Source organism: Clostridium nitrophenolicum (assembly GCF_055391695.1).
This window is the reverse complement of sequence record NZ_AP042469.1, coordinates 4520703-4543969: the sequence shown is the minus strand read 5'-3', so window position 1 is coordinate 4543969 and position 23267 is coordinate 4520703. Positions and strand designations below refer to the sequence as shown.

Here is a 23267-nt window from a genome sequence, read left to right as displayed (position 1 = left end):
CTGAATAATTGGGGGTGTTAAATTTGAGCAGTATACTAATAAATGATGAAAGTATAATGATTTTTAATCCTAAGTTGGCACAGCTTTTGGGACTTAATGAAAGTATAGTATTGAATCAAATTCATTATTGGTTAGAGAGAAGTAATAATATATTAGAAGGTAGGCCTTGGGTATACAATAGCTATGAACAGTGGCATAAGCAAATAGGCTTTTTATCTGCAAGCACCATAAAAAAGGCTATAAAAAAGCTTGAAGCTATAGGGATAGTTTTATCAAGTAATTTTAACAAATGTAAAATGGACAAAACTAAGTGGTACACAATAGCTTATGATAAACTTGAAAAGTTTTTTGAGGAACATAAAGATAAATTCGATGAAAAGGAACAATCTACGGTTATAAATGACCCAATGGAAGGCGAAACTGATCCTTCCATTGGGTCAAAATTGCCCGATGATGCATCAAATTCTGATAAACTAATACCATATAATACTACAGAGATTACACATAGTGATGATAATGATAGGGACAAACTGGACAGAGTTGATTTGAAGAAAATCATAGTTTTCTACAGTGAAAATATAAGACTGCCAGGGGGCTATGAGCTTGAAAGATTAAAATACTTTGCAGAGGAATTTAAGGATTTTGAGCTTATAATATTTGCAATGGAGCAGGCTATAAATGCTAATGCGAGAAACTTAAGGTATATTGAGAAGGTTTTGTACAACTGGAAGGATAACGGAATAAAGAGTAAAGCTGAAGCGGAGGCATTTATGGAAAGCTACAAAAAATACAGGGAGGATTGTATTAATGGAGGATTTACAGGAAACCATGGGAAGAATAAATGCTGTGATTCAAAGGATACGCAAAAATCAGAAGGAAAATGGTCAGGGTACAAGCCTCCAGAGCCAAAAGTTTCAACAAATGCAGATTTTAAAGGAATCATCTGAAGTTTGTCCATTGTGCGGTGGCAGTGGGTATATTATAAGGCATAACTCAAAGGAGCAGGATACTATTAAGTTTTGCAGCTGTAAAGATGTGGACAAAAGCAAAATACTATGGAGAGCATCAGGGATAGAAACAGAGAGAAATAGACTTACCTTCGGTAATTATAAACCCTATAATAATACAACAGAAAAGATTAAGGGATCTTCCATAGATTATTTTAAAAATTTTAACAATATAAGGGAGAGTAGAAGAAACAGTATAGCTTTTTTAGGACAAGTTGGTAGTGGTAAAACTCATCTAAGTGTTGCTATTGGATTAAATCTTTTAGCTAAGGGAATTCCTGTAGTGTACATGTCTTATAGAGATGAAATTTTAAAATTAAAGCAAAATATACTTGATGAGGAATACTATGCTAACTCTTTAAGAAGATACAAAGCTTCGGAAGTACTTATTGTAGATGATTTATTTAAAGGGAAGATTAGTGAGGCGGATATTAATATAATTTTTGAGATTATAAATTATAGGTATATGAATAACTTGCCTATTATTATATCTTCAGAGTTTACTGCAGAAAGGTTGTTGTATTTTGATGAAGGAGTGGGAAGTAGAATTATTGAGATGTGTAAAGATTATACTATAGAAATTCAGGGAAAAGAGAATAACTTTAGAATTAGGAATTGAAAAATATATTTAGAAGCTAATTAAAATCTATTTTAAAGTAAAATATTTTTTAAAATAGTATAAAGTAATAAAAGTAATTTACGAAAAATTTAGTACAAGGGTAAAAAAATCCAGAAAAATTTTAATATAGATATAAAGTAATTACTAACAGCTACGATAAAATTATTAGTTAAGATTTAAAAGTCATTAATGACTTTTAAAAATAAATAAACAGTGCGCAAGGAAGTGCACTTTAAAAATCAAGGAGGAATTAATTATGATAATTAATCACAATCTTAATGCTATGAACGCTCATAGAAATATGGGAATCAACACTGGAAATTCAGCAAAATCAATGGAAAAATTAAGCTCAGGTTTAAGAATAAACAGAGCTGGAGATGATGCTGCAGGTCTTTCAATTTCTGAAAAGATGAGAGCCCAAATAAGAGGTCTTGATCAAGCTTCAAGAAACGCTCAAGATGGTATCTCAATGATCCAAACAGCTGAAGGAGCTTTAAACGAAGCACATTCTATAGCTCAAAGAATGAGAGAATTAGCAGTTCAAGCTTCTAATGATACTAACGTTTCAGTTGATAGAACTGCTATAGGAAAAGAAGTTAAACAATTAGGACTAGAGTTAGAAAGAATAAATAAAAACATTCAGTTTAATGAACAAAATCTTTTAGATGGTACAGCAGGAACTAGTGGTAAAGTACAAATACAAGTTGGATCTAATAAAGATCAAGCTATGGAATTAGATTTTACAACTGATGGTATAAAATTAGACACTATAGTTACTGCATTAAAAGACAAAGAGGGTGAAGTAGCTGACCATACTAAAGCTACTGCATTTATTAAAACAGTTGACGATAATTTAAAAACAATATCAAGTGGTAGATCATTATTAGGTGCATATCAAAATAGATTAGAACATACAATAGCTAACTTAGATAATGCTTCTGAAAATCTACAAGCAGCAGAATCAAGAGTTAGAGATGTAGATATGGCTAAAGAAATGATGAACTTTAGCAAGAACAACATTCTACAACAAGCTTCTCAAGCAATGCTTGCACAAGCTAACCAAGCTCCACAAGGAGTACTTCAATTATTAAGATAATTATAAATTGAATAAAAAAGAAGTCAAGGTAATTCTTGACTTCTTTTTATTTAAAACCTTTTTTCAAACTCAATTTTATATTTCATACAAGGGACTTTATTTGTATGTAGAAAAATTTTTGTATTTTGACTATGAATTTTAAGTCTTATGATTTTAATCTCCACCTTTATCTTAAGTAATTTTTACAAAATACGATAAATAAATTAGACAAATTCTAGCTTTAGGAGCGAAAAACAATGAAGCTTAGCATTGCTATGATTGTTAAAAATGAAGAAAAATACATAATAAGGATGATTCATATATGAATACTGAATATAAGATTATGCCTTCAGAAGATTTACGGAAAATGCAATTAATACAACTAGAAATGCTTATTGAAGTTGATCGTATTTGTAAAAAGCACAATATAAAATATTGCATTATAGCAGGAACTTTGTTAGGAGCAGTACGTCATAAAGGATACATACCATGGGATGATGATGCTGATGTTGCGATGCTCCGTACTGAATATGAAAAGTTCTGCAAGGTGTGTGAAAGTGAATTAGATAGAGAAAGATTTTTTTTACAAACACATACAAACACTGAAGAATATAGATGGGGATATGGTAAAATTAGACGTGTCGGTACAGAGTTTGTACGTAAGGGGCAAGAACATATGAATTATGCAACTGGGGTTTTTATTGATATATTTCCATTGGATAATGTTCCTGATCGTCTATACATTAGAAAGCTACATGATTTGGCATGCACTATAGTTAGAAAAATGCTTTGGTCAAAAGTGGGTGCAAAATCTGATAAAAATATACTTATGAGATTAATTTATTCATGCATTACTATTATACCTAGAGATTTTATTTTCTATATGTATGAAGTCTTGATGAAGCTAAGTAATAAAAAGAAAACAAAGATGGTGAGAATATTAACCTTTCCTACCCCTAATAACGGGTTTTATGGATATTACAGCAAATGGTATGAAGAACTTGAAGATATACAATTTGAGGGGCATTATTTTCCAGGAGTAAAAGATTATGATGAGTATTTAACTTTTAAGTTTGGGGATTACCGAAAATTTCCTCCTGTAGAGCAAAGACAAGGACATTCTTTTGCAAAATATAAGTTATCATCATAAAAATATATTTAATTTAAAAAAACGAAAAATGGAGTGATGATATATTATGAAAAAAGTAATTACTTATGGTTCTTTTGATTTATTTCATGATGGACACTATAAACTATTAAAACGTGCAAAAGAATTAGGTGATTATCTAATTGTAGGTATAACAACAGAACAGTATGATGAATATAGAGGGAAAATGAATGTTATTGATTCACTTATGCAGAGAATAGAAAATGTTAAAAAAACTGGATTTGCTGATGAGATTATAATTGAAGATCATGAGGGACAAAAAATTGAGGATATTCAAAAGTATGATGTAGATATTTTTACAGTAGGTTCAGATTGGAAAGATAAATTTGATTTTTTAAAGCAATATTGTGATGTTGTTTATTTAGAACGTACAAAAGGTATTTCTAGTACTATGATGCGACAGAAGAATTATAAGATTGTTAGATTGGGTGTTATAGGCAGCGGTAGAATTGCCAAAAGATTTGTGCCAGAAGTTAAATATGTAAGTGGAAGCAATTTAGAAGGTGTATATAATCCACGTGTTGATAGTGCAAAAAAATTTGCAGAGCAATTTGAGTTAAAATTTTACACAGATAATTTAGAAACTTTTTTTGAAAGAATAGATGCAGTTTATATAGCATCACCTCATAATACGCACTATGAGTACATACTTGAAACATTAAAACATAATAAACATGTATTATGTGAAAAGCCAGTGGCTTTAAAAGCGGCACAAGCAGAAGAAGTATATAGGATTGCTAAAGAAAGAGATCTTATATTGCTTGAAGGAATTAAAACAGCATATGCTCCAGGATTTTTACAATTATTATCAATAGCTAAAAGTGGAAGAATTGGTCAAATAAAAGATGTAGAGGGCTGTTTTACAAAATTAGTATCAGGAAATATCAGAGAATTAAATGTAAAAGAAGATGGTGGAAGTGTTACAGAACTTGCTAGTTATCCTCTGCTTGCAATCATAAAACTATTAGGTTTAGGCTATAAAGATTTAAGATTTGAAACTGTTATAAATAAAAGTGGAGTAGACTTATATACTAAAATACATATTGGTTATAACAATTCTATATCAACTGCAAAAGTTGGACTAGGTGTAAAATCAGAAGGACAGCTTTTAATTTCAGGAACTCAAGGTTATATCTATGTTGAAGCACCTTGGTGGAAAACTCAATATTTTGAAGTAAGACATGAAAATCAAGAGCAAAATGAAAAATTTTTTTCTAAGTTTGCAGGGGAAGGTCTTAGATATGAATTGAGCGATTTTATATCTATGATAAATGGAAACAATAAAAAAGGATTTAAATTAACAGCAGAAGAATCAATTGCTATAGTAGGCATAATAGAAGCATTTTTAAAAAAAGATAATACATATGTAATGGAATATTAAAGAGAGGCTGATATGAAAAAAATTAAGGTATTACAATTTCCTGTTGCTAATGCACGAGGTGGAATTACACAATATGCATTGCAAAATTGGAGATTTATTGATAAAAGTCGCTTTCAGTTTGATTTTGCAACAAGAAGCAAAAATTTGGATTTTGCAAATGAACTTGTAACCCAAGGATGTAAAATTCATTATTTATCATGTTCATCAGAAGAAAATGAAGAACAATTTATTAAAGAATTTAATAAGATTTTAGATGAAGGCTATGATGCTATTCATTTACATACATCTTTCTGGAAGGGATACTTAGTTGAAAAATTAGCTATGGAAAGAAAATGTCCTGTTGTAATTATACATTCACACAGTACAATGATTGATATATCGGATAATAAAAAGAGAAATGAATACATAAAAAAACATAACTTTTATAAAAATACTCTTCCAAAAGAGTATGCTACAGACTTTTGTGCTTGTTCAGGGCTCGCTGCAGATTGGCTATTTGGAGAGCAAATTTCTAGAAATAACATTAACATATTAAAAAATGCTATTGATGTATCTAAATACAGTTTTTCACCTAACGTTAGAAAGAAGTATCGTAAAGAATTAGGGCTTGACGAATGTTTTGTTATTGGTCATATTGGCAGATTTACCTATTCGAAAAACCATAAGATGATTATTGATATTTTTAAGAGAATCTATGAAAAAATGCCTAACTCAAGATTAATGCTTATAGGTGGCGGAGAGCTAGAAGCGAATATTCGTCACAAGATAAAAGCATATGAGCTAGAAGATGTAGTGTTATTTATGGGAAAACGTACGGACGTACCAGAATTGTTACAGGCAATGGATGTTTTTTTATTGCCTTCTCATTTTGAAGGATTAGGATTAGTGTTAATAGAGGCACAAGCATCAGGTTTAAAATGCCTTACAAGTAAAGGTGTTCCTAAAGAAGCTAAAATTACTCCTAATTTGAACTATATTTCAAACTCAGTTTCTGATTGGATAGAAGCGATTGAGAAAGTCGCAAAAGGATATGAGCGCAAAAAGAATGATGAATTAATTTTAAAAGCGGGCTATGATTTGAGAGAACAAATTAAAATTATAGAAAAACTATACTCTGGAGAAGATATTTCAAAATTATGTAATAGTGCTAGAGATTAATTAAATATCACGTTGATAACTAAAGGAGTGAAAATGCTTTGTTTAGAGACAAGACTTTAATGATTACAGGTGGGACAGGCTCTTTTGGGAATGCAGTTTTAAAGCGTTTCTTAGATATAGATGTTAAAGAAATTCGTATTTTCTCAAGAGATGAAAAAAAGCAAGATGATATGAGAAAATTTTATAATAATAGTAAGATTAAATTTTATTTGGGAGATGTACGAGACTTACAAAGTGTTCAAAATGCTATGTTCGGGGTTGACTATATATTTCATGCAGCGGCGTTAAAGCAAGTACCGTCTTGTGAATTTTTTCCTCTTGAAGCAGTTAAAACTAATGTATTAGGTACGGATAATGTTTTAACTGCTGCTATAGCAGAGGGAGTTAAAAAAGTAATTTGCCTTTCCACAGATAAAGCTGCTTATCCAATCAATGCTATGGGTATTAGTAAAGCGATGATGGAAAGAATATTTGTAGCTAAATCTCGTACTACTGATAAAACTGTTATATGTGGAACAAGATATGGTAATGTAATGGCATCAAGGGGATCAGTAATTCCATTATTCGTAGAGCAAATTAAACAGGGAAAGGAACTAACTATTACTGATCCAAATATGACAAGATTTATTATGAGTCTTGATGAAGCAGTAGAACTTGTCTTATTTGCTTTTGAAAATGCTAAGACAGGAGATATAATGGTACAAAAGGCTCCTGCATGTACTATTGCAGTTTTAGCACAAGCAGTAAAAGAAATTTTTAATGCGAATAATGAAATAAAATACATCGGGATAAGACATGGAGAGAAAAATTATGAAACCTTACTTACTAAAGAAGAAAGTATGCATGCAATAGATTTGGGAAATTACTATCAGGTGCCAGCAGATAATAGAGATTTAAACTATTCTAAATATTTTGAAGTGGGTAAACTTGAAAAGCCATTAATCACAGAATTTAATTCAAATAATACAAAAATTTTAAATGTTGAACAAGTAAAAGATAAACTATTAAAGTTAGACTTTATACAAAAGGAGTTAAGTAGATGAATATATTAGTTTTAGGTGCAGGTGGAATGGCAGGACATGTTACAACAATTTACTTGAAAGAGAAGGGACATAATGTTGTGGGATTTTCAAAAACTCCACTTTCATATTGCCAAAATATTATTGGAAATGCTTTAAATAAAGATGATTTGAAAAATGCTATCAATCTATATTCATTTGATGCTGTAATTAATTGTATTGGACTTCTTAATAAAGAAGTTGATAAAAATATATCAGATGCAATTTATTTAAATAGTTATCTTCCAAACTTTCTTTCAGAAAGTTTAAAAAATAAAAAAACAAAACTAATTCATTTAAGTACAGATTGTGTTTTTTCTGGCAATAGTGGTTACTATAGCGAAAATAGTTTTAGGGATAGTGATACTCTTTATGGAAGAACGAAAGCATTAGGAGAAATTAATGATGAAAAAAATCTAACTATAAGAACGTCAATAATAGGACCTGATAGAAAAAAGAATGGAATTGGATTATTAAATTGGTTTTTAAATCAAAATAATACAGTTGAAGGTTTTACATCTGCGATTTGGACAGGTGTGTCGACAATAACATTAGCTCAAGCATTTGAAATGGCGTTAGAGCAAAATATATGTGGAATATATCATCTCGTCAATAATGAAACAATTAGTAAATTTGAACTTTTAAAACTTTTTAATTTATATTTGAGAAAGACTCCAATTAATATTTTACCTAATGAGTCTATTGATGTAGATAAATCTTTGTTAAATAATAGGAATGATTTTCATTTTACTGTTCCAGCTTATGAAAAAATGATTCAAGACACTAAAATGTGGATTTTAGATCACAAAGAGTTATATCCACATTATTTTTAAGGAGGCACATACTTTGAAAAAGTTAAAATTGATGACTATTGTAGGAACTCGACCAGAAATTATAAGGCTTTCTGAATTAATAAAGAAAGCTGATTTATATTTTCAACATGTTTTTGTTCATACTGGACAAAATTATGATTATAATTTAAATGAAATTTTTTATGAAGATTTACAGCTTAGAAAACCAGACTATTATCTTAATGTAGTTGGTGATAATTTAGGACATACAATGGGCAATATTATTGCAAAGTGTTACGATATAATGTTAGAAGTTAGACCAGATGCTTTATTAATATTAGGTGATACGAACTCAGCATTAGCTTCTATTGCGGCTAAAAGACTTAAAATTCCAATTTTTCATATGGAAGCAGGAAATCGTTGCTTTGATGAAAATCTTCCGGAGGAAATAAATAGACGAATTGTAGATCATATTTCTGATGTGAATTTACCTTATACTGAACATGCTAGACGATATTTGTTAGCAGAGGGAATTCGTAAAGAACATATTTATGTTACGGGATCACCTATAGCAGAGGTGATTTATGCTAATAAAAGCAAAATTGAAAATAGTAAAATATTAGAAAAATTATCGCTTAAAAAGGGAAAATATATTATTCTTTCAGCACATAGAGAAGAGAATATAGATATAGAAGAAAACTTTCTTAGTTTAATGAATGCTATTAACGCAATGGCAGATAAATATCAGATTCCTGTAATTTATTCAGTTCATCCACGTAGTGCAAATTTAATTAATAAACATCAGTTTAAATTTCATGCACTTGTTAAACAGCTTCCACCATTTTCCTTTACGGATTATAGCTTTCTTCAACAAAATTCTTTTTGTGTAGTATCTGATAGTGGAACATTGCCTGAAGAAAGTTCAATTTGTAAATTCCCTGCTGTTAGTATAAGAACATCTACAGAAAGGCCAGAAGCCTTAGACAAAGGTTGTTTTATTATTGGTGGAATTACAGAGGAACAAGTGTTGCAATCTGTGGAACTTGCCAGTAAAATGTCAAAGGATAGAGATCTAGGCTCTATTGTACCAGATTATTTAGAAAAAAATGTTTCCTCAACTGTGATTAAAATTATACAGAGCTATACTAAAATTATAGATAAAAAAGTTTGGGGAAAGTAAGTAGTTAAATTAATTTTTTAATAATATTAGATTGTATTGTTAAAACAATTTGAGAGGTGCTACATTATGGATATTATTCAAGTTAGTAATTGTGACTTAATGGGACGAAAATTTAATGGACACGATTTGCAATTAGATTTAAATAGATTAGGTCATAATGCATACCAACTAGTATTAGAAAAATTAGGATACGAAAAAACTACGGTTTCATTATTGAATAATAATGAGAGATTTATCAGAAGCATTTTAAGAAGTCTTGAATACCAATTAAGTATGGCTAATTTGCTTTATCCATATGGCAAAGTTTTAGCTGAACATTCTTTATTTAAAAATTCTCAAATTGTACATTACCATTTAATTCACAACTATTTTATTTCTATACAAGACTTTGAAAAGTTAACTAGATTAAAATCTTCTGTTTGGACTATCCATGATCCTTGGGTTGTTACAGGTCACTGTATTCATCCTATAGATTGTACAGGGTGGAAAAATGGTTGTTTACATTGCCCAAAACTCAAGGACTCTGTTTTTCCTATGCAGGTTGATAAAGCTTCGCACATGTGGAATATAAAAAAACTTACATATAATAAAATGAATGTTGATATTGTAGTTTCATCGAAATTTATGGAAGATTACATAATAAATAGTCCTTTAACGTATAAATTTAAAAATATACACAAAATCCCCTTTGGTATTGATGTAGAATATTTTAAAAATTTTAATAAAGAAAAGGCAAAAAAAGATTTTGGAATCTGTAAAGACAATTTTGTTTTAGGCTTTAGGGCTGATTCAAACAAAATAAAAGGTTTAAAATATATAATAGAAATGTTAGAGAAACTAGACCAATCAAAACGTGTAACAATTCTCACAGTTGGATTTGAAAAATTACCTAAACATATAATTGAGAAGTATAATGTTATTGAATTAGGGTGGCAAAATGATATGGATATACTATATAAGTTTTATACAGCTTCAGATATTTTTTTAATGCCATCTTTAGCTGAGTCTTTTGGATTGATGGCAATAGAAGCCATGGCATCTGAATGTGCGGTTATTGTTTTTGATAATACTGTATTAAAAGAAATAACATTTGCACCTGAATGTGGAATTGCCGTGACGTATAAAGATGTTGATGAATTAACAAGTGCAGTTAAAAAACTTATTAAAAATCCTAAAGAGTGTGAGTGGAGAGGTAAAAAAGGTAGAAAACTTGCTGAAAAGTTTTATAGTTACAAAAATTACGTTAAAGCTCATATAAATTTATACGAAGAAATTCTAAGTAGAAATAAAAAATAATCATCGAAAGAGGTAAAGTTATGTACAAGCCTTTGGTATCAATTATAATACCTGTTTATAATGGAAGTAATTATTTAAAAGAAGCAATAGACAGTGCACTTAGTCAAACATATCCTAATATTGAAGTTATTGTGATAAATGACGGCTCCAATGACAATGGAGAGACCGAGAAAATAGCGTTATCCTATGGCAATAAGATTCGCTATTTTTATAAGAAAAACGGTGGAGTTGCAACAGCACTTAATTTAGCCATCAAAAATATGAGGGGAGAATATTTTTCTTGGCTTTCTCATGATGATATGTATTATACAAATAAAATTGAAAAGCAAATGAGAGCCTTATATGAAGATGGTAACATGACAAAAATTGTTTGGAGTGATTATGATTTATTAGATGTAAATTCACAAAATGTGACACGTGTTGCGCATAACAAAGTATATTCCATTAATCAATTAACCAATTCAGTTTTTCCAGTATTACAAGGGTTAATACATGGCTGTAGTTTACTAATTCACAAAAGCCATTTTGATAGAGTTGGAGTCTTCGATGAAAACTTAATAACAACACAAGATTATGATCTATGGTTTCGGATAATGCGTTCTCAAAATACAATTTATATAGCTGAACCATTGGTTTTAGCAAGAATACACAATTCTCAAGGTAGTCGAATTCTAGAGTGCCATAATACTGAAAGATGTCAATTACACATTGGTTTTCTAAAAGATTTAACTGAACAAGAAATGAGCTCTATATATGGTAGCCCTTATAATTTTTATCATAGAATGTGCTGTTTTTTTAAAGGAGGAAAAATGAAAGAAGCTTATATGTACGCAAATGAAAAGCTGCAAGAAGCAAGTATTCCAGATAATATTACAGAACAATTATCAAAATTAGATAGATATATAAAATCTTTGTCTAAAAATAAAGCTAATCATATATGTATTTTTGGAGCAGGAGAGTATGGAATTAGACTATATCAAGAGCTACGTTCAAAACTTATTTCTGTAGACTTTTTTTCAGATAATAATTCAGAAAAGTGGGGCTATATTTTTGACAATATTTATTGCATAACACCAGATCAACTCAAGGAAAAAAAGGAAGATACCTTGGTGATTATTGCCAATAGAACACCAACTGAAATTATAAAACAACTTAAATCAGAGAAATTTCCTTATATAACAACTAAACAAGAAATAGATGGTGAACTATTTAATGTACCTCCGGTAAAATGGATTACTGCATTAGAAAATATTGAAAGCTTAGATTACTCATCACCAGAAACACTAACTTTAATAAATATATTCAATCAAACAATCTTTGATATTTGTAAGTATTATGAAGATAAGTTGAATAAAAATAAAATAGTATAAAGAATGATAATTTCATATATTCACATCAAAGTATAGGATTTTATAATAGAAAATTAAATGTAAAACAGTAAAGATATTTTCAATAATTACAATATCTAATTAGGAGGGTACTATGAATTTAAATTACATGTTGATTAATAGAATAATCGATAAATTAAAAAATACCCAAGCAAATAAATATGTTGCAATATTTGGAGCAGGTAAAAATGGGGTATACCTGAATAGATATTTACAAAATAGCGGTATTAAAGTGAATTTTTTTTGTGATAATAACTCAGAAAAGCAGGAAACTATTATTGATGGGGTTACATGTATATCGTTAGATCAATTGAATAAATATAAAAGTGATTTAATAATTTTTGTTTCACCAAATGAATCACAAGAGATTATTAAAATACTTGAGGATCACAAATTTCCTTGTATTGTTGATGCAATACGTAGAGAATTAACAGATTTTGAAAAAATAGTTTATAATGATGGAGAAAGGCTTATTTTTGGAGTTAGCCATGACATAGATGAAGATATAAGGCATAGAAGTTCTTATATTTTCTTTAAAAAAATTATTGAATTTGATATGCTTACGAGCTTGCAAGAAAAAATGAATATAGTAGATTTGGGATGTGGTGTTGGTCATGGTTGTAAAACTCTATCAGAACTAAAAAACTCCAAAATACTTGGAGTTGATATTTCAAAAGATGGTATCGAGTATGCTTTAAAGCATTATTATAAAGACAATATTCAATATAATCAGATGGATTTGGTTAAGTTTGTTGAAAATATGAAACCATTTGACTATGTAATTTCACGTGGAGTTTTAGAGCATATAACTGATGGTTTAGATGTTGCTTTGAAAACTAAATGGACGAAAAGGTTAATTTTTGATGTTCCATATAAGGAAGATTCAAGTAGCAATTCTCATCACATAATTACAAATATATGCGAGAAAAGCTTTGAACATTTTCCTAATGCTGAAATATTTTATCAGGATTTAGATGGAATTATATACAACAGATTAAACAAGCCTTCAAAACCTAATATGATAATTTGCGTTTGCAGTAGCGAAGATTTACAGAACATAGAAAATTTTATTGAATTTCCTGTTTCAGCATGTAAATTAGACAGAAATACAATGAACTTTTGAAAAGATATTTATAAATAATTTTATTAGAGGTAATAGAACATATATGAAAGTATAATGATTATTTAACGATTTGTTTAAATTTAGATAATATATTAATATTTTAAATAAAATAAAAAGTAATAGAATTAACAAATTACTAATTCGGTGATGGGGGGTACATTATGAATTTAAGTCATGTATTAATAAATTTAGTACTTAAACAATTTCAAAATAACAAAATGCCAAAGTTTATTGCTATATTTGGTGCCGGTCAGAATGGATTATATCTAAATAAATATTTACAAAATAGCAATATTAAAGTAAATTTCTTTTGTGACAATGATTTGAGGAAACAGGGAAAAATTATTGATGGAGTTCAGTGTATATCGTTAAATGAACTGTGTAAATATAAAAATGATGTTGCAATTTTTGTTTCTCCCAATAATTCGAAAGAAATTATTAAAGAGCTCGAAGAACATGAATTTCCTGCCGTTATTGATCCGGATTTTGTAAAATTATTTCGTTTTGTTCCTTGTATTAAAGATGAAAATATATTTAGATATTTTCCTTATATAGGGCATTATTATTCCCTTTATCCAGAAATAGAGAGTATTATAAGGAAACAAGATGATATATTTAATAAGAATAAAGAAGTTTTAGATATTAACTTAAATGAAAAAGAACAAATTTCCATTCTAAAACAAATGACAAATTTGTATGATTCAATACCAGAGTGGCAAGATATTTCAATGAAATTTGTGTCCACGGATTTAAGACATAGATATGGGAATCCAACCTTAAGTGCTGCAGACGCAATTGGATTACATTGTATGCTTCGTATTCTGAAACCTAATAAAATGATAGAAGTAGGTTCTGGCTATACATCTGCTGTAACTTTAGATACTAATGAGTTTTATTTAAATAATAAAATAGAACTAACTTTTATAGAACCGTATTCTGATAGATTGAAATCTATTTTAAAAGAAACTGATAAGATTAATTTGATAGAAAAAGGTTTGCAGGATATACCACTTGAAGTTTTTGAAAAATTGGATAGTGGAGATGTTTTATTTATTGATTCAACTCATGTATCTAAGGTTAATTCTGATGTAAATTATTTATTTTTTGAAATTTTTCCTAGATTAAAAAAAGGAGTGTATATTCATTTGCATGATATTTTCTATCCATTTGAATATCCAAAGCAGTGGATTCTTGATGGAATGATTTGGAACGAATTATATCTCTTAAGAGCCTTTTTGCAAAATAACTCCAATTATTCTATTATATTTTTTCAAAATATGATGGAGCAAAAATACATGAATAATTTTTTAGAAAAATGGCCGTTAAAAATTCCCGTTCATGGAGGAAGTATTTGGATTAGAAAGGAACATTAATTCAAATACTTATATAATATTTTCAAGCTATTTTGTAGTAATAATTAAATTATATTATTACTACAAAATAGAAAAATAACAGTTTAAATAATGTTTTATAAGGAGCAGAATAAAAGTGAGTAATGAAAATATATTTAAAGAAGTTTTTCCAGAAGTAAAGAAAATTTATGATAGCTTAATGGATGAAAAATCGCAACAAATTTTTGGTTTAAGACTTCTGTATAATTTAACTAAAGATTACAACTATCTATTAGATATGATTTCTTATATATCTGAGTTTGATTCAAGTAAAAATGAAGTATTTAGCGAATTTTATAATAGTTATAAAAAAATTAGTAAAGAATATCCTAAAAGCAAATTTATTATCTATGGTGCAGGTAAATATGGTAATTATATATATGATTTATTTAGCAACTTAAATTGGTATTGTTTTTGTGATAAAGATACAAATAAACAAAAAGAAAATTATTGTGGCTTAAAAGTTATTTCTCCTGAAGAATTAATTAGTAATCATAAAGAAGATTTTGTTGTAATAGGGACATTGGATTATGAAAATGAAATACATAACGAACTTATTTCAATGGGGTTTCCAGATGATCATATTTTAAGTGGTAACTTAGATTTTAAATTTGAAATTTTATTTGATAAACAATATTTTGAAAATAATTTGATTTTACCTCAAGAAAATGAGATTTTTGTGGATGCAGGATGTTTTAATTGTGAAACATCTTTATTATTTAAAAAGTGGTCTAATGGAAAATATGAAAAAATTTATGCTTTTGAGCCTGATAGATCAAACTATGAGAAATGTAAAAAAGTTATTAAACAAGAAAATATAAAAAATATTGAATTATTTAACGCAGGTTTGTGGAATAAAAAAGAAGTACTACATTTTAACTCTGAAGCAAACAGTAGTTCACGTATAATAGAGAATGGAGACTATAATGTTAATGTAATTAGTTTAGATGAAGTACTAAATGGGGAAAAAGCTACTTTTATTAAGATGGATATTGAGGGAGCAGAGCTGGAAGCTTTAAAAGGTGCAAAAAAAACAATAGTTACTTATCGACCAAGATTGGCAATTTGTATTTATCATAAGCCTGAAGATATTTTAGAAATTCCATTGTATTTACAAAGTTTAGTGCCTGATTATAAGTTTTACATAAGACATTATAGTAACCACGCAATTGAAACAGTGCTGTATGCTATATAGAATTCCAAATTTAAAATTAATTTATAAGCTAAATCTATAAAACTTCAAGGAGTAAGAATATGTTTTTAAAAAGAAAAAAAAGAATTTCTGAATTAGTGGATACAATATATGAAATGTTAGAAATTTTATATAAATTACATGACAAAAATAGTGCAATAGATGATTGTTTAGCAGCTGTTAGTGTAATTTTAGAGCAGTTAGAAAATGAAAAAGATACTCCTAAAAAAACAATAACTAAATTATATAGTATTCGAGAAAATTTCTATTACTTAAGAAATGATAATAAAATTATAAGTAAGGAAAATATTATTTTTCTGAAAAATGAAGTAATATTAACAAAAACAATATTTAAAGATGAAGTTAAAGCCAAATTAAATATAGTATTTTTCCCATATAAAGCCTCTATGTGGGATAGCCTTGAAACAGTATATGAAGCTGCATTAAAAGACGAAGATTGCATTGCTCAAGTTGTACCAATCCCTTATTATAAATTATCTAAAGATAATGCTATACAAACATATGAAGGCAATCAGTTTCCTAAAAACGTTCCTATTAAACATTATAGTGAATATAATCTTCAAGAGGAAGAACCAGATATTATATTTGTTCATAACATATATGATCAGTATAATACTATTACTCAGGTTTATGAAGAGTATTTTACATCTAATTTAAAAAAATATACAGATATGTTAGTGTATGTACCTTATCATATTTCTTCTTTTGTTGCATCAGATAAAAACTCTATGTATTTAGCATATGATATTCCGTCAGTAAAAAATGTGGACAAAATTATTTTGTCAAGTGAACATGTGAAAAAAGTAGCTATTCGGGATGGAATATCAGAAGAAAAAGTTTTGTTGCTTGGTTCTCCGAAACTTGATCATATGGTGAGTTTGACAAAGAAAGATATATCCTATCCAAAAGAATGGAAAGAAAAATTAGAAGGAAAAACAGTTTATTTATTGAATACAGGATGCTTATTTTTTGCTGATCAACCGTTTTTAAAAGTAGGAGTATTATCGAATATTTTAAATATAAGCAATATTGATGAAAATAGTGTATTGATTTGGAGACCTCACCCGCTTACAAGGATTTCCATTATGAAATACACACCAGAGTTATTAAGTTACTATGATATTTTGACACATAAGTATATAAATAGAGAAATTGGTATGTATAATAATGTAATTTTAGATGAAACTGATGATTATTTACCAGTTTTAAAGATGGCAGATGTGCTAATTTCCGCTGATGGATCCCTACTACGTTCATATTTACTTACAGAGAAAAAAGTATTATTTTTGGATAAAGAAATGCCTAAAAATTCATTAGTACCTTCAAATGCTTTTTATTATTTTTACGATAAAGACGAACCGTGGTATGAACTTGTAAAGAAATTTTCTAAAGGTTATGATACATTAGCTAAAAATAGAAAAGGCATAGCATCAAAGGTCTATGCTAATACTGATGGTACTTGTGGAGAGAAGGTATATAAAGCAATAAAAGAATGTGTTTTAGATAAAAATAGCAACTAAAAAAGATTTAGCTATATCATACACTTTATTATCAGTATATTAAAAATTGACATTTGTATTCTTTGATATTAAAAATTAGTGAAATAAAAGAATGGGTAATAAGAAAATACTTAAATGGAGCATTAACAGTTAGAAGTTAACTGCTAATGCTTCAATTTCTATGTAAAAACTTTATATAATTTAAAAAACTATGGTAATACAAAAGAAATACATAATAAAGGGAGAAGAAAATATGCTTACCTTATGCATGATAGTTAAAAATGAAGAATCCAACTTAAAAAGTTGCCTTTCCAAGGTAGCTCCTTTTATAGAGGAAATAATAATAGTAGACACAGGATCTACAGACAACACAAAGGCTATAGCCTCAGAATTTACAGACAAAATTTATGACTTTACTTGGTGTAACGACTTTTCAAAAGCTAGAAACTTCTCCATATCAAAAGCATCCAACGATTGGATACTAGTATTAGATGCAGATGAAGTTGTTACTGACTTTTTTAAATACTCTGTAGATGCTTTTATAAACAATCCTATAAATGAAAATAAAGTAGGAAGAATAAAAAGAATAAATATAATGGAAGATGCCTTTGAAAGCAAGAAATATACAGAATGGGTTAATAGGCTTTTTAATAAAAAGCACTTTCACTATGAAGGAATAATACATGAGCAGATAACTTCTAAAGATGGACAAAGTTATAGAACTGAAACCTTGGATATAATAGCAGAACACATAGGGTATACAAAAGAAGTTTTAAATAGGACTAATAAACTTAAAAGAAATATTGATATGTTAAAATCAGCAATAAGTTTAAATCAAGAAGATCCATATCTTTATTATCAGTTAGGAAAGTCATATTATTTACTTAAAGATTACAAAGGTGCTTCTTCATATTTTGAGAAAGCTTTGTCCTTTGACTTAGATTATTTTTTAGAATATGCAAATGATTTAGTAGAAACTTATGGATATTCTTTAATTAATAGTGAGAGATATTCTGATGCTCTAATTCTTGAAAATGTTTTTGAAGTTTATAAGAATAGCCCAGACTTTCTTTTTCTTATGGGACTTATATATATGAATAATGCTATGTTTGAAAAAGCCATAGAAAGCTTTTTAGCCTGCACAAAGTTTCCTTATGGGAAGGTAGAAGGGGTTACTAGTTTTTTTGCTTACTATAATACAGGCATTATATACGATGTACTTGGGTTTAAAAATAAAGCAGTGCAGTGCTATAGAAACTGCGGTGATTATGAGCCTGCACTTAAGAGATTGAAAGCAGAGCTGAATTAGTACTAAGATTAACTCACAAAGATATCAGAGAAAAAATTTATTAAGTTAAAAATAAAAGAATTGTAGATAGAATTATAATATAAAATTTATCTACAATTTTTTTATTTCATGCCCCTTTTGTCAAAAAAGGAAAATAATTACGAAATAGTGATTTATTATATATAAAGCAAATGTTTTATGGTAAAATATAGGTAACAATCTATTTTTGATAAACTCTATACTGAGTATGCATGGAACAATAATTCTATTTTAGAAGTGAACTATATAAAAGGGGAGAATTTATATGATAATCGGGCATAACATAAATGCAATGATTGCATATAGGAATATGACATACAACTTGAATATGCTTGGAAGAGCTATGGAGAGGCTTTCTTCTGGGCTAAGGATAAATAGAGCAGCAGATGATCCTGCAGGTCTTTCAATTTCCGAAAAAATGAGAGCTCAAATAAGGGGATTAGAGCAGGCATCAAGAAATGCTCAAGATGGCATTTCGGTTATACAAGTTGCAGATGGAGCTTTAAATGAAACTCATTCTATTCTTCAAAGAATGAAGGAATTAGCTATTCAAGCAGCTAATGGAACGTTAAATGATGAAGATCGAAAGAATATACAAGAAGAAATTAATCAGTTAACTTCGGAAATTAACAGTATTGGAAATAATACAGAGTTTAATACTATGAAACTTTTAAATGACAGTGCTTATAAATATGATGGAGTTAACTCGGAGCTTAGACTTCAAGTAGGACCTAATACAGGGCAAAGTTTAGGAATTAAGTTAGAAGATATGAGAGCAAAAGCACTTAATATAAGTGGACAGGCAGGGACAAACGTTACATCAAAGGATGGAAAAGTTATAGCTATATTTTCTAATGTACAACTTAATGGAGGCAATACAGAGTGTGCTTTAGATCTTTCAAATCCTGAGAATGCTAGTGCAGCAATTAAAATATATGATGATGCTATAAAAAGTGTATCTTCTGCTAGGGGAAGACTGGGAGCTACCCAGAATGCACTGGAGCATAGAATTAACTATCTTGATAACACTGCAGAGAATTTAACTGCAGCAGAATCAAGAATTAGAGATGCTGATATGGCAAAAGAAATGATGAATTATGCAAAATATAATATTCTTCTTCAAGTATCTCAGGCAATACTTGCACAGGCCAATCATCAAGCAGAAGGAGTTTTACAATTGTTAAAATCTTTATAAAATAATAATTCTATAATTTAAAAAAATCTAGCTTAAAAGACTAAGAGAGGCTGTATAATGGTTTGTACAGCTTCTTTTTTATACTTTAATATGTTAATAAATATGAAAAATATGAATGAATTTTTGATATTAATCAAATTATTTTTATTAAATTGAAACTTTTTATAGTTATACTTAAATTTTTACTGTAAAACTATATAAAAAAACTTGGAATTAATGTATAATGAGAATATATTCAAAATTTCAAATAAATTCCTATTATAAAGTTTTCAAATAAACACTCTATAAAAGAGGAGGATTTTTATTATGAGTATCAAAGAAAGAGTAAATTCTTTAAGAGAGAAGATGAAGGAAAAGGGCATATATGCATATATAGTTCCAAGTTCAGATGCCCACCAAAGTGAGTATGTTGCAGAGCATTGGAAAAGCAGACAGTGGATTTCTGGTTTCACAGGTTCTGCTGGAACAGCTGTAATAACTCTAGATGATGCTGGTTTATGGGCTGATGGTAGATATTTTATACAGGCTGAAAAACAATTACAAGGATCAGGTATAAAGTTATTTAAAATGGGACAACCATCAGTACCAACAATAGAAAAATGGCTTTCAAAAGTAGTACCTCAAAATGGAGTTGTCGGCTTCGATGGAAGTGTACTATCAACTTCTTTAGCTAGAAATATAGAGAAGGCTGTATCAAAAAAAGGAATAACTTTAGAATATAAATATGATTTAATTAATGAACTATGGAAGGATAGACCAAGTATATCTACAGCGTCAATCTTTGTTCATGATGTTAAGTATGCTGGTAAATCAAGAGTAGAGAAAATAAATATGGTTAAAGAGGAAATGAAAAAAGATGAAGCTACTCATATTGTTTTATCCTCTCTTGATGATATAGCATGGCTTTTAAACATCAGAGGAGTTGATGTACCATGCAACCCGGTAGCAGTTTCATATGTAGTAGTTTCAGAAAAAGAAACTGTATTATTTATAAATCCTGTAAAGGTTAAAGATGAAGTTAAAAAAGAATTAGAACAAGATGGAATTGTTATAAAAGCTTATGAAGATGTAAACGACTACTTAAAAACACTTGCGAAAGAAAGTAAAGTAATGATGGATCCTGTTAAAACAAGCTTTGGCATTTGTAAAGGTTTAAATGAAGGTATTGAAATTATAGAAAAAGATAATATAACAACAAAAATTAAAGGTATAAAAAATGAAGTTGAAATAGAAAATATTAAAAATGCCCATATAAAAGACGGCGTAGCAATGGTTAAGTTTTTACACTGGATAGATAATAACTTAGGCAAAGAAGAAATTAGTGAAATATCTGCTGCTGATAAATTAGAAGGCTTTAGAGCAGAACAAGATCTATTTAAAGGTATTAGTTTTACTACTATAGCAGCATATAAAGAACATGCAGCTATGATGCACTATTCAGCAACTCCAGAAAGTGACTATAAGCTTAAAAAAGAGGGCATGTTCTTATTAGACTCAGGTGGGCAATATTTAGATGGAACTACTGATATAACTAGAACTATGGTATTAGGAACTCTTACTGAAGAAGAAAAGAGAGACTTCACTTTAGTTGTTAAAGGTGTTATTGATTTAAGTATGGCTAGATTCTTATGTGGGGTTAACGGAACTAATCTTGATATACTTGCTAGAAGACCATTATGGGAATATGGAATAGATTATAAATGTGGAACTGGCCATGGTGTAGGTTTCTTCTTAAACGTACATGAAGGACCTCATGCTATTCGTTGCAATGTAGTCCCTACTGTACTTGAAGAAGGTATGATTGTAACTAATGAGCCTGGGGTTTATAAAGAAGGTAGACATGGAATTAGAACAGAAAACATTCTTCTTGTAGTTAAAGATGAAGAAACAGAATTTGGACAATTCATGAAGTTTGAAACAATTAGCTTCTGTCCAATAGACTTAAAAGGAATAGGGGTAGACATGCTTACTCCAGAAGAAAAAGCATGGTTAAATAACTATCATAGAGAAGTTTACAGTAAGCTTTCTCCATACTTAAATAAAGATGAAAAAGAATGGCTAAAGCATGAAACTAGAGAAATATAATCATATGTAAAATTAAGAGAAGCTGTATAGTAGTTTGTACAGCTTCTCTTTTTATTAACAAGTTTATTTTTCAAGAAGTTCAGGGTATGGCCATCCTTTTTGTCCATTTTGTAATATAAATAGACGATCTTTGGATATCCCTTTTTCTGATAAATAAGCATAAGTTCTTTCTGCTCCGCCAGCACCACCTGGGCAAACTATTATTATAGGATTATTGGATTTTTGAAGTGTTGGCAATACTTTTTCAAGTTTAGCCTTTTCTTCATCAGTTTTAACTGGATAAGCATATGTAGGAATAACCCCTTTAATATGATGTTCTTTAAAGTCTTTTTCAACTTGAATATCCAATAAAATTATGTCTTTCTTTTCTTCTATAGCCTTTTTTGTTTGTTCAGCAGTATAATATTTGAAATCTTTCTTATCATTAGAATTAGAAGTGCTATTGCTTGAAGTACTGCTAGTATTACTACTTTCAGCTGATTTAGTTTCTGTTGGTTTAGATTCTTTAGCACAACCACTAAATAATAATGATAACCCCATGATTGTTGCTGCTGTTAAAGATAAAAGTTTTTTCATGATTACCTTCCCCCATTAAACTTTTTAGCCTTTTATATTGAGTAAAAGGCTTTGACAACGTACTCATAATAGCATTTGAAGCTTAATGTGTCAACGAATAATGGTAAAATATGGTAGAATTTTGTATTGATTATTTTTATTATTAAATTTTGTTCTATAATTTTTTTGAATTAGAAGATTGCAATTTTATAGTATAAAGTAGTAAATAAGGAAATTATATAACTGTAACAAGTTGACTTCTGTAAGGATACTAGAAAGTCTTGAAAAAATACCAAACGTTACGTTCTCTATAGGTATTAATGTCTTTGATGGAAATCTAAATATTAGTTTAATTTATGCTAAACAAGTGAAAGCCATCAGAAATGCAGTAAATTATTTTACAAAGTTTATAATAAAAATTAAGAGGCCTTCAAATTATTAATTTATAAACGATATCTATAAGTAGAAGAGATACTAAATAATCTGACGGGAGGTGTTTTTATGGATATAGCAGGAGTATCAATGGCAATGAGTCAATCTAAGGTAATGGATCAAGCTAGCCTTGCAGTGATGAAAATGGCTATGAATACAGGTAAAGAAAATGCACAAGCTATGACAGATATGATTGAAAAGTCAGTTAACCCTAATTTAGGACAGAATTTGGACATAAGAGGATAAAGTGAAACTTGAATCAGATGGAGTTTTAAAACCCATCTAATTCTTAGTTGAACGAATCCAGGGACGTAGCCGCTCTTTAC

Annotated in this window: 20 protein-coding genes; 19 read left to right on the top strand and 1 reads right to left on the bottom strand. The window is 28.9% G+C overall.

Features of this window, described 5'->3' with window-relative positions:
- Positions 1-23 precede the first annotated feature (23 nt).
- The 18 genes from ACZ5N4_RS21540 (at position 24) to ACZ5N4_RS21455 (ending at position 21954) form a co-directional block, all read left to right on the top strand.
- The gene (locus tag ACZ5N4_RS21540; protein ID WP_464204540.1) at positions 24-947 is read left to right on the top strand and encodes a DnaD domain-containing protein; all 924 of its coding nucleotides are present in this window, start codon (positions 24-26) and stop codon (positions 945-947) included.
- A complete protein-coding gene (locus tag ACZ5N4_RS21535; protein ID WP_464211024.1) occupies positions 829-1626 on the top strand; it encodes an ATP-binding protein in 798 nt (265 codons plus the stop codon). Before ACZ5N4_RS21540 ends, ACZ5N4_RS21535 begins: the two co-directional genes overlap by 119 nt.
- 256 nt (positions 1627-1882) lie before the next feature.
- Positions 1883-2722, top strand: coding sequence for a flagellin N-terminal helical domain-containing protein (locus tag ACZ5N4_RS21530; protein ID WP_464204539.1), 840 nt, complete (start codon positions 1883-1885; stop codon positions 2720-2722).
- Between the two features lie 301 nt (positions 2723-3023).
- Positions 3024-3851, top strand: coding sequence for a LicD family protein (locus tag ACZ5N4_RS21525; protein WP_464204538.1), 828 nt, complete (start codon positions 3024-3026; stop codon positions 3849-3851).
- A 46-nt stretch (positions 3852-3897) separates the two neighbouring features.
- The gene (locus tag ACZ5N4_RS21520) at positions 3898-5250 is read left to right on the top strand and encodes a Gfo/Idh/MocA family oxidoreductase (protein WP_464204537.1); all 1353 of its coding nucleotides are present in this window, start codon (positions 3898-3900) and stop codon (positions 5248-5250) included.
- A gap of 12 nt (positions 5251-5262) precedes the next feature.
- Positions 5263-6408, top strand: coding sequence for a glycosyltransferase (locus ACZ5N4_RS21515; RefSeq protein ID WP_464204536.1), 1146 nt, complete (start codon positions 5263-5265; stop codon positions 6406-6408).
- A 38-nt stretch (positions 6409-6446) separates the two neighbouring features.
- On the top strand, positions 6447-7451 hold the full coding sequence (locus tag ACZ5N4_RS21510; RefSeq protein ID WP_464204535.1) for a polysaccharide biosynthesis protein: 1005 nt from the start codon (positions 6447-6449) through the stop codon (positions 7449-7451).
- Positions 7448-8299: an SDR family oxidoreductase gene (locus ACZ5N4_RS21505; protein WP_464204534.1), complete on the top strand. Its 852-nt coding sequence runs from the start codon at positions 7448-7450 to the stop codon at positions 8297-8299. The genes ACZ5N4_RS21510 and ACZ5N4_RS21505 overlap by 4 nt, the downstream gene beginning before the upstream one ends.
- A gap of 13 nt (positions 8300-8312) precedes the next feature.
- Entirely contained in the window at positions 8313-9437 is a 1125-nt protein-coding gene (gene wecB, locus ACZ5N4_RS21500) for a non-hydrolyzing UDP-N-acetylglucosamine 2-epimerase (RefSeq protein WP_464204533.1), read from the top strand.
- Between the two features lie 66 nt (positions 9438-9503).
- A complete protein-coding gene (locus ACZ5N4_RS21495) occupies positions 9504-10733 on the top strand; it encodes a glycosyltransferase (RefSeq protein ID WP_464204532.1) in 1230 nt (409 codons plus the stop codon).
- Positions 10734-10753: 20 nt separating this feature from the next.
- Entirely contained in the window at positions 10754-12103 is a 1350-nt protein-coding gene (locus ACZ5N4_RS21490) for a glycosyltransferase (protein ID WP_464204531.1), read from the top strand.
- A 112-nt stretch (positions 12104-12215) separates the two neighbouring features.
- Positions 12216-13244, top strand: coding sequence for a methyltransferase domain-containing protein (locus tag ACZ5N4_RS21485; RefSeq protein WP_464204530.1), 1029 nt, complete (start codon positions 12216-12218; stop codon positions 13242-13244).
- A 161-nt stretch (positions 13245-13405) separates the two neighbouring features.
- The gene (locus ACZ5N4_RS21480) at positions 13406-14617 is read left to right on the top strand and encodes a class I SAM-dependent methyltransferase (protein WP_464204529.1); all 1212 of its coding nucleotides are present in this window, start codon (positions 13406-13408) and stop codon (positions 14615-14617) included.
- Between the two features lie 115 nt (positions 14618-14732).
- Entirely contained in the window at positions 14733-15830 is a 1098-nt protein-coding gene (locus tag ACZ5N4_RS21475) for an FkbM family methyltransferase (RefSeq protein ID WP_464204528.1), read from the top strand.
- A 59-nt stretch (positions 15831-15889) separates the two neighbouring features.
- The gene (locus tag ACZ5N4_RS21470) at positions 15890-17368 is read left to right on the top strand and encodes a hypothetical protein (RefSeq protein ID WP_464204527.1); all 1479 of its coding nucleotides are present in this window, start codon (positions 15890-15892) and stop codon (positions 17366-17368) included.
- 232 nt (positions 17369-17600) lie between these two features.
- Complete coding sequence (locus tag ACZ5N4_RS21465) at positions 17601-18656, top strand: glycosyltransferase (RefSeq protein WP_464204526.1); 1056 nt, start codon at positions 17601-17603, stop codon at positions 18654-18656.
- 283 nt (positions 18657-18939) lie between these two features.
- A complete protein-coding gene (locus ACZ5N4_RS21460; RefSeq protein WP_464204525.1) occupies positions 18940-19869 on the top strand; it encodes a flagellin N-terminal helical domain-containing protein in 930 nt (309 codons plus the stop codon).
- Positions 19870-20175: 306 nt separating this feature from the next.
- Complete coding sequence (locus ACZ5N4_RS21455) at positions 20176-21954, top strand: aminopeptidase P family protein (protein WP_464204524.1); 1779 nt, start codon at positions 20176-20178, stop codon at positions 21952-21954.
- Between the two features lie 63 nt (positions 21955-22017).
- Here the strand turns inward: ACZ5N4_RS21455 and ACZ5N4_RS21450 are convergent, their stop codons facing one another.
- Complete coding sequence (locus tag ACZ5N4_RS21450) at positions 22018-22530, bottom strand: rhodanese-like domain-containing protein (RefSeq protein WP_464204523.1); 513 nt, start codon at positions 22528-22530, stop codon at positions 22018-22020.
- Positions 22531-23010: 480 nt separating this feature from the next.
- Between ACZ5N4_RS21450 and ACZ5N4_RS21445 the strand changes: the two genes are divergently transcribed.
- Positions 23011-23187, top strand: coding sequence for a YjfB family protein (locus ACZ5N4_RS21445; RefSeq protein ID WP_464204522.1), 177 nt, complete (start codon positions 23011-23013; stop codon positions 23185-23187).
- The last annotated feature ends 80 nt before the right edge of the window (positions 23188-23267 follow it).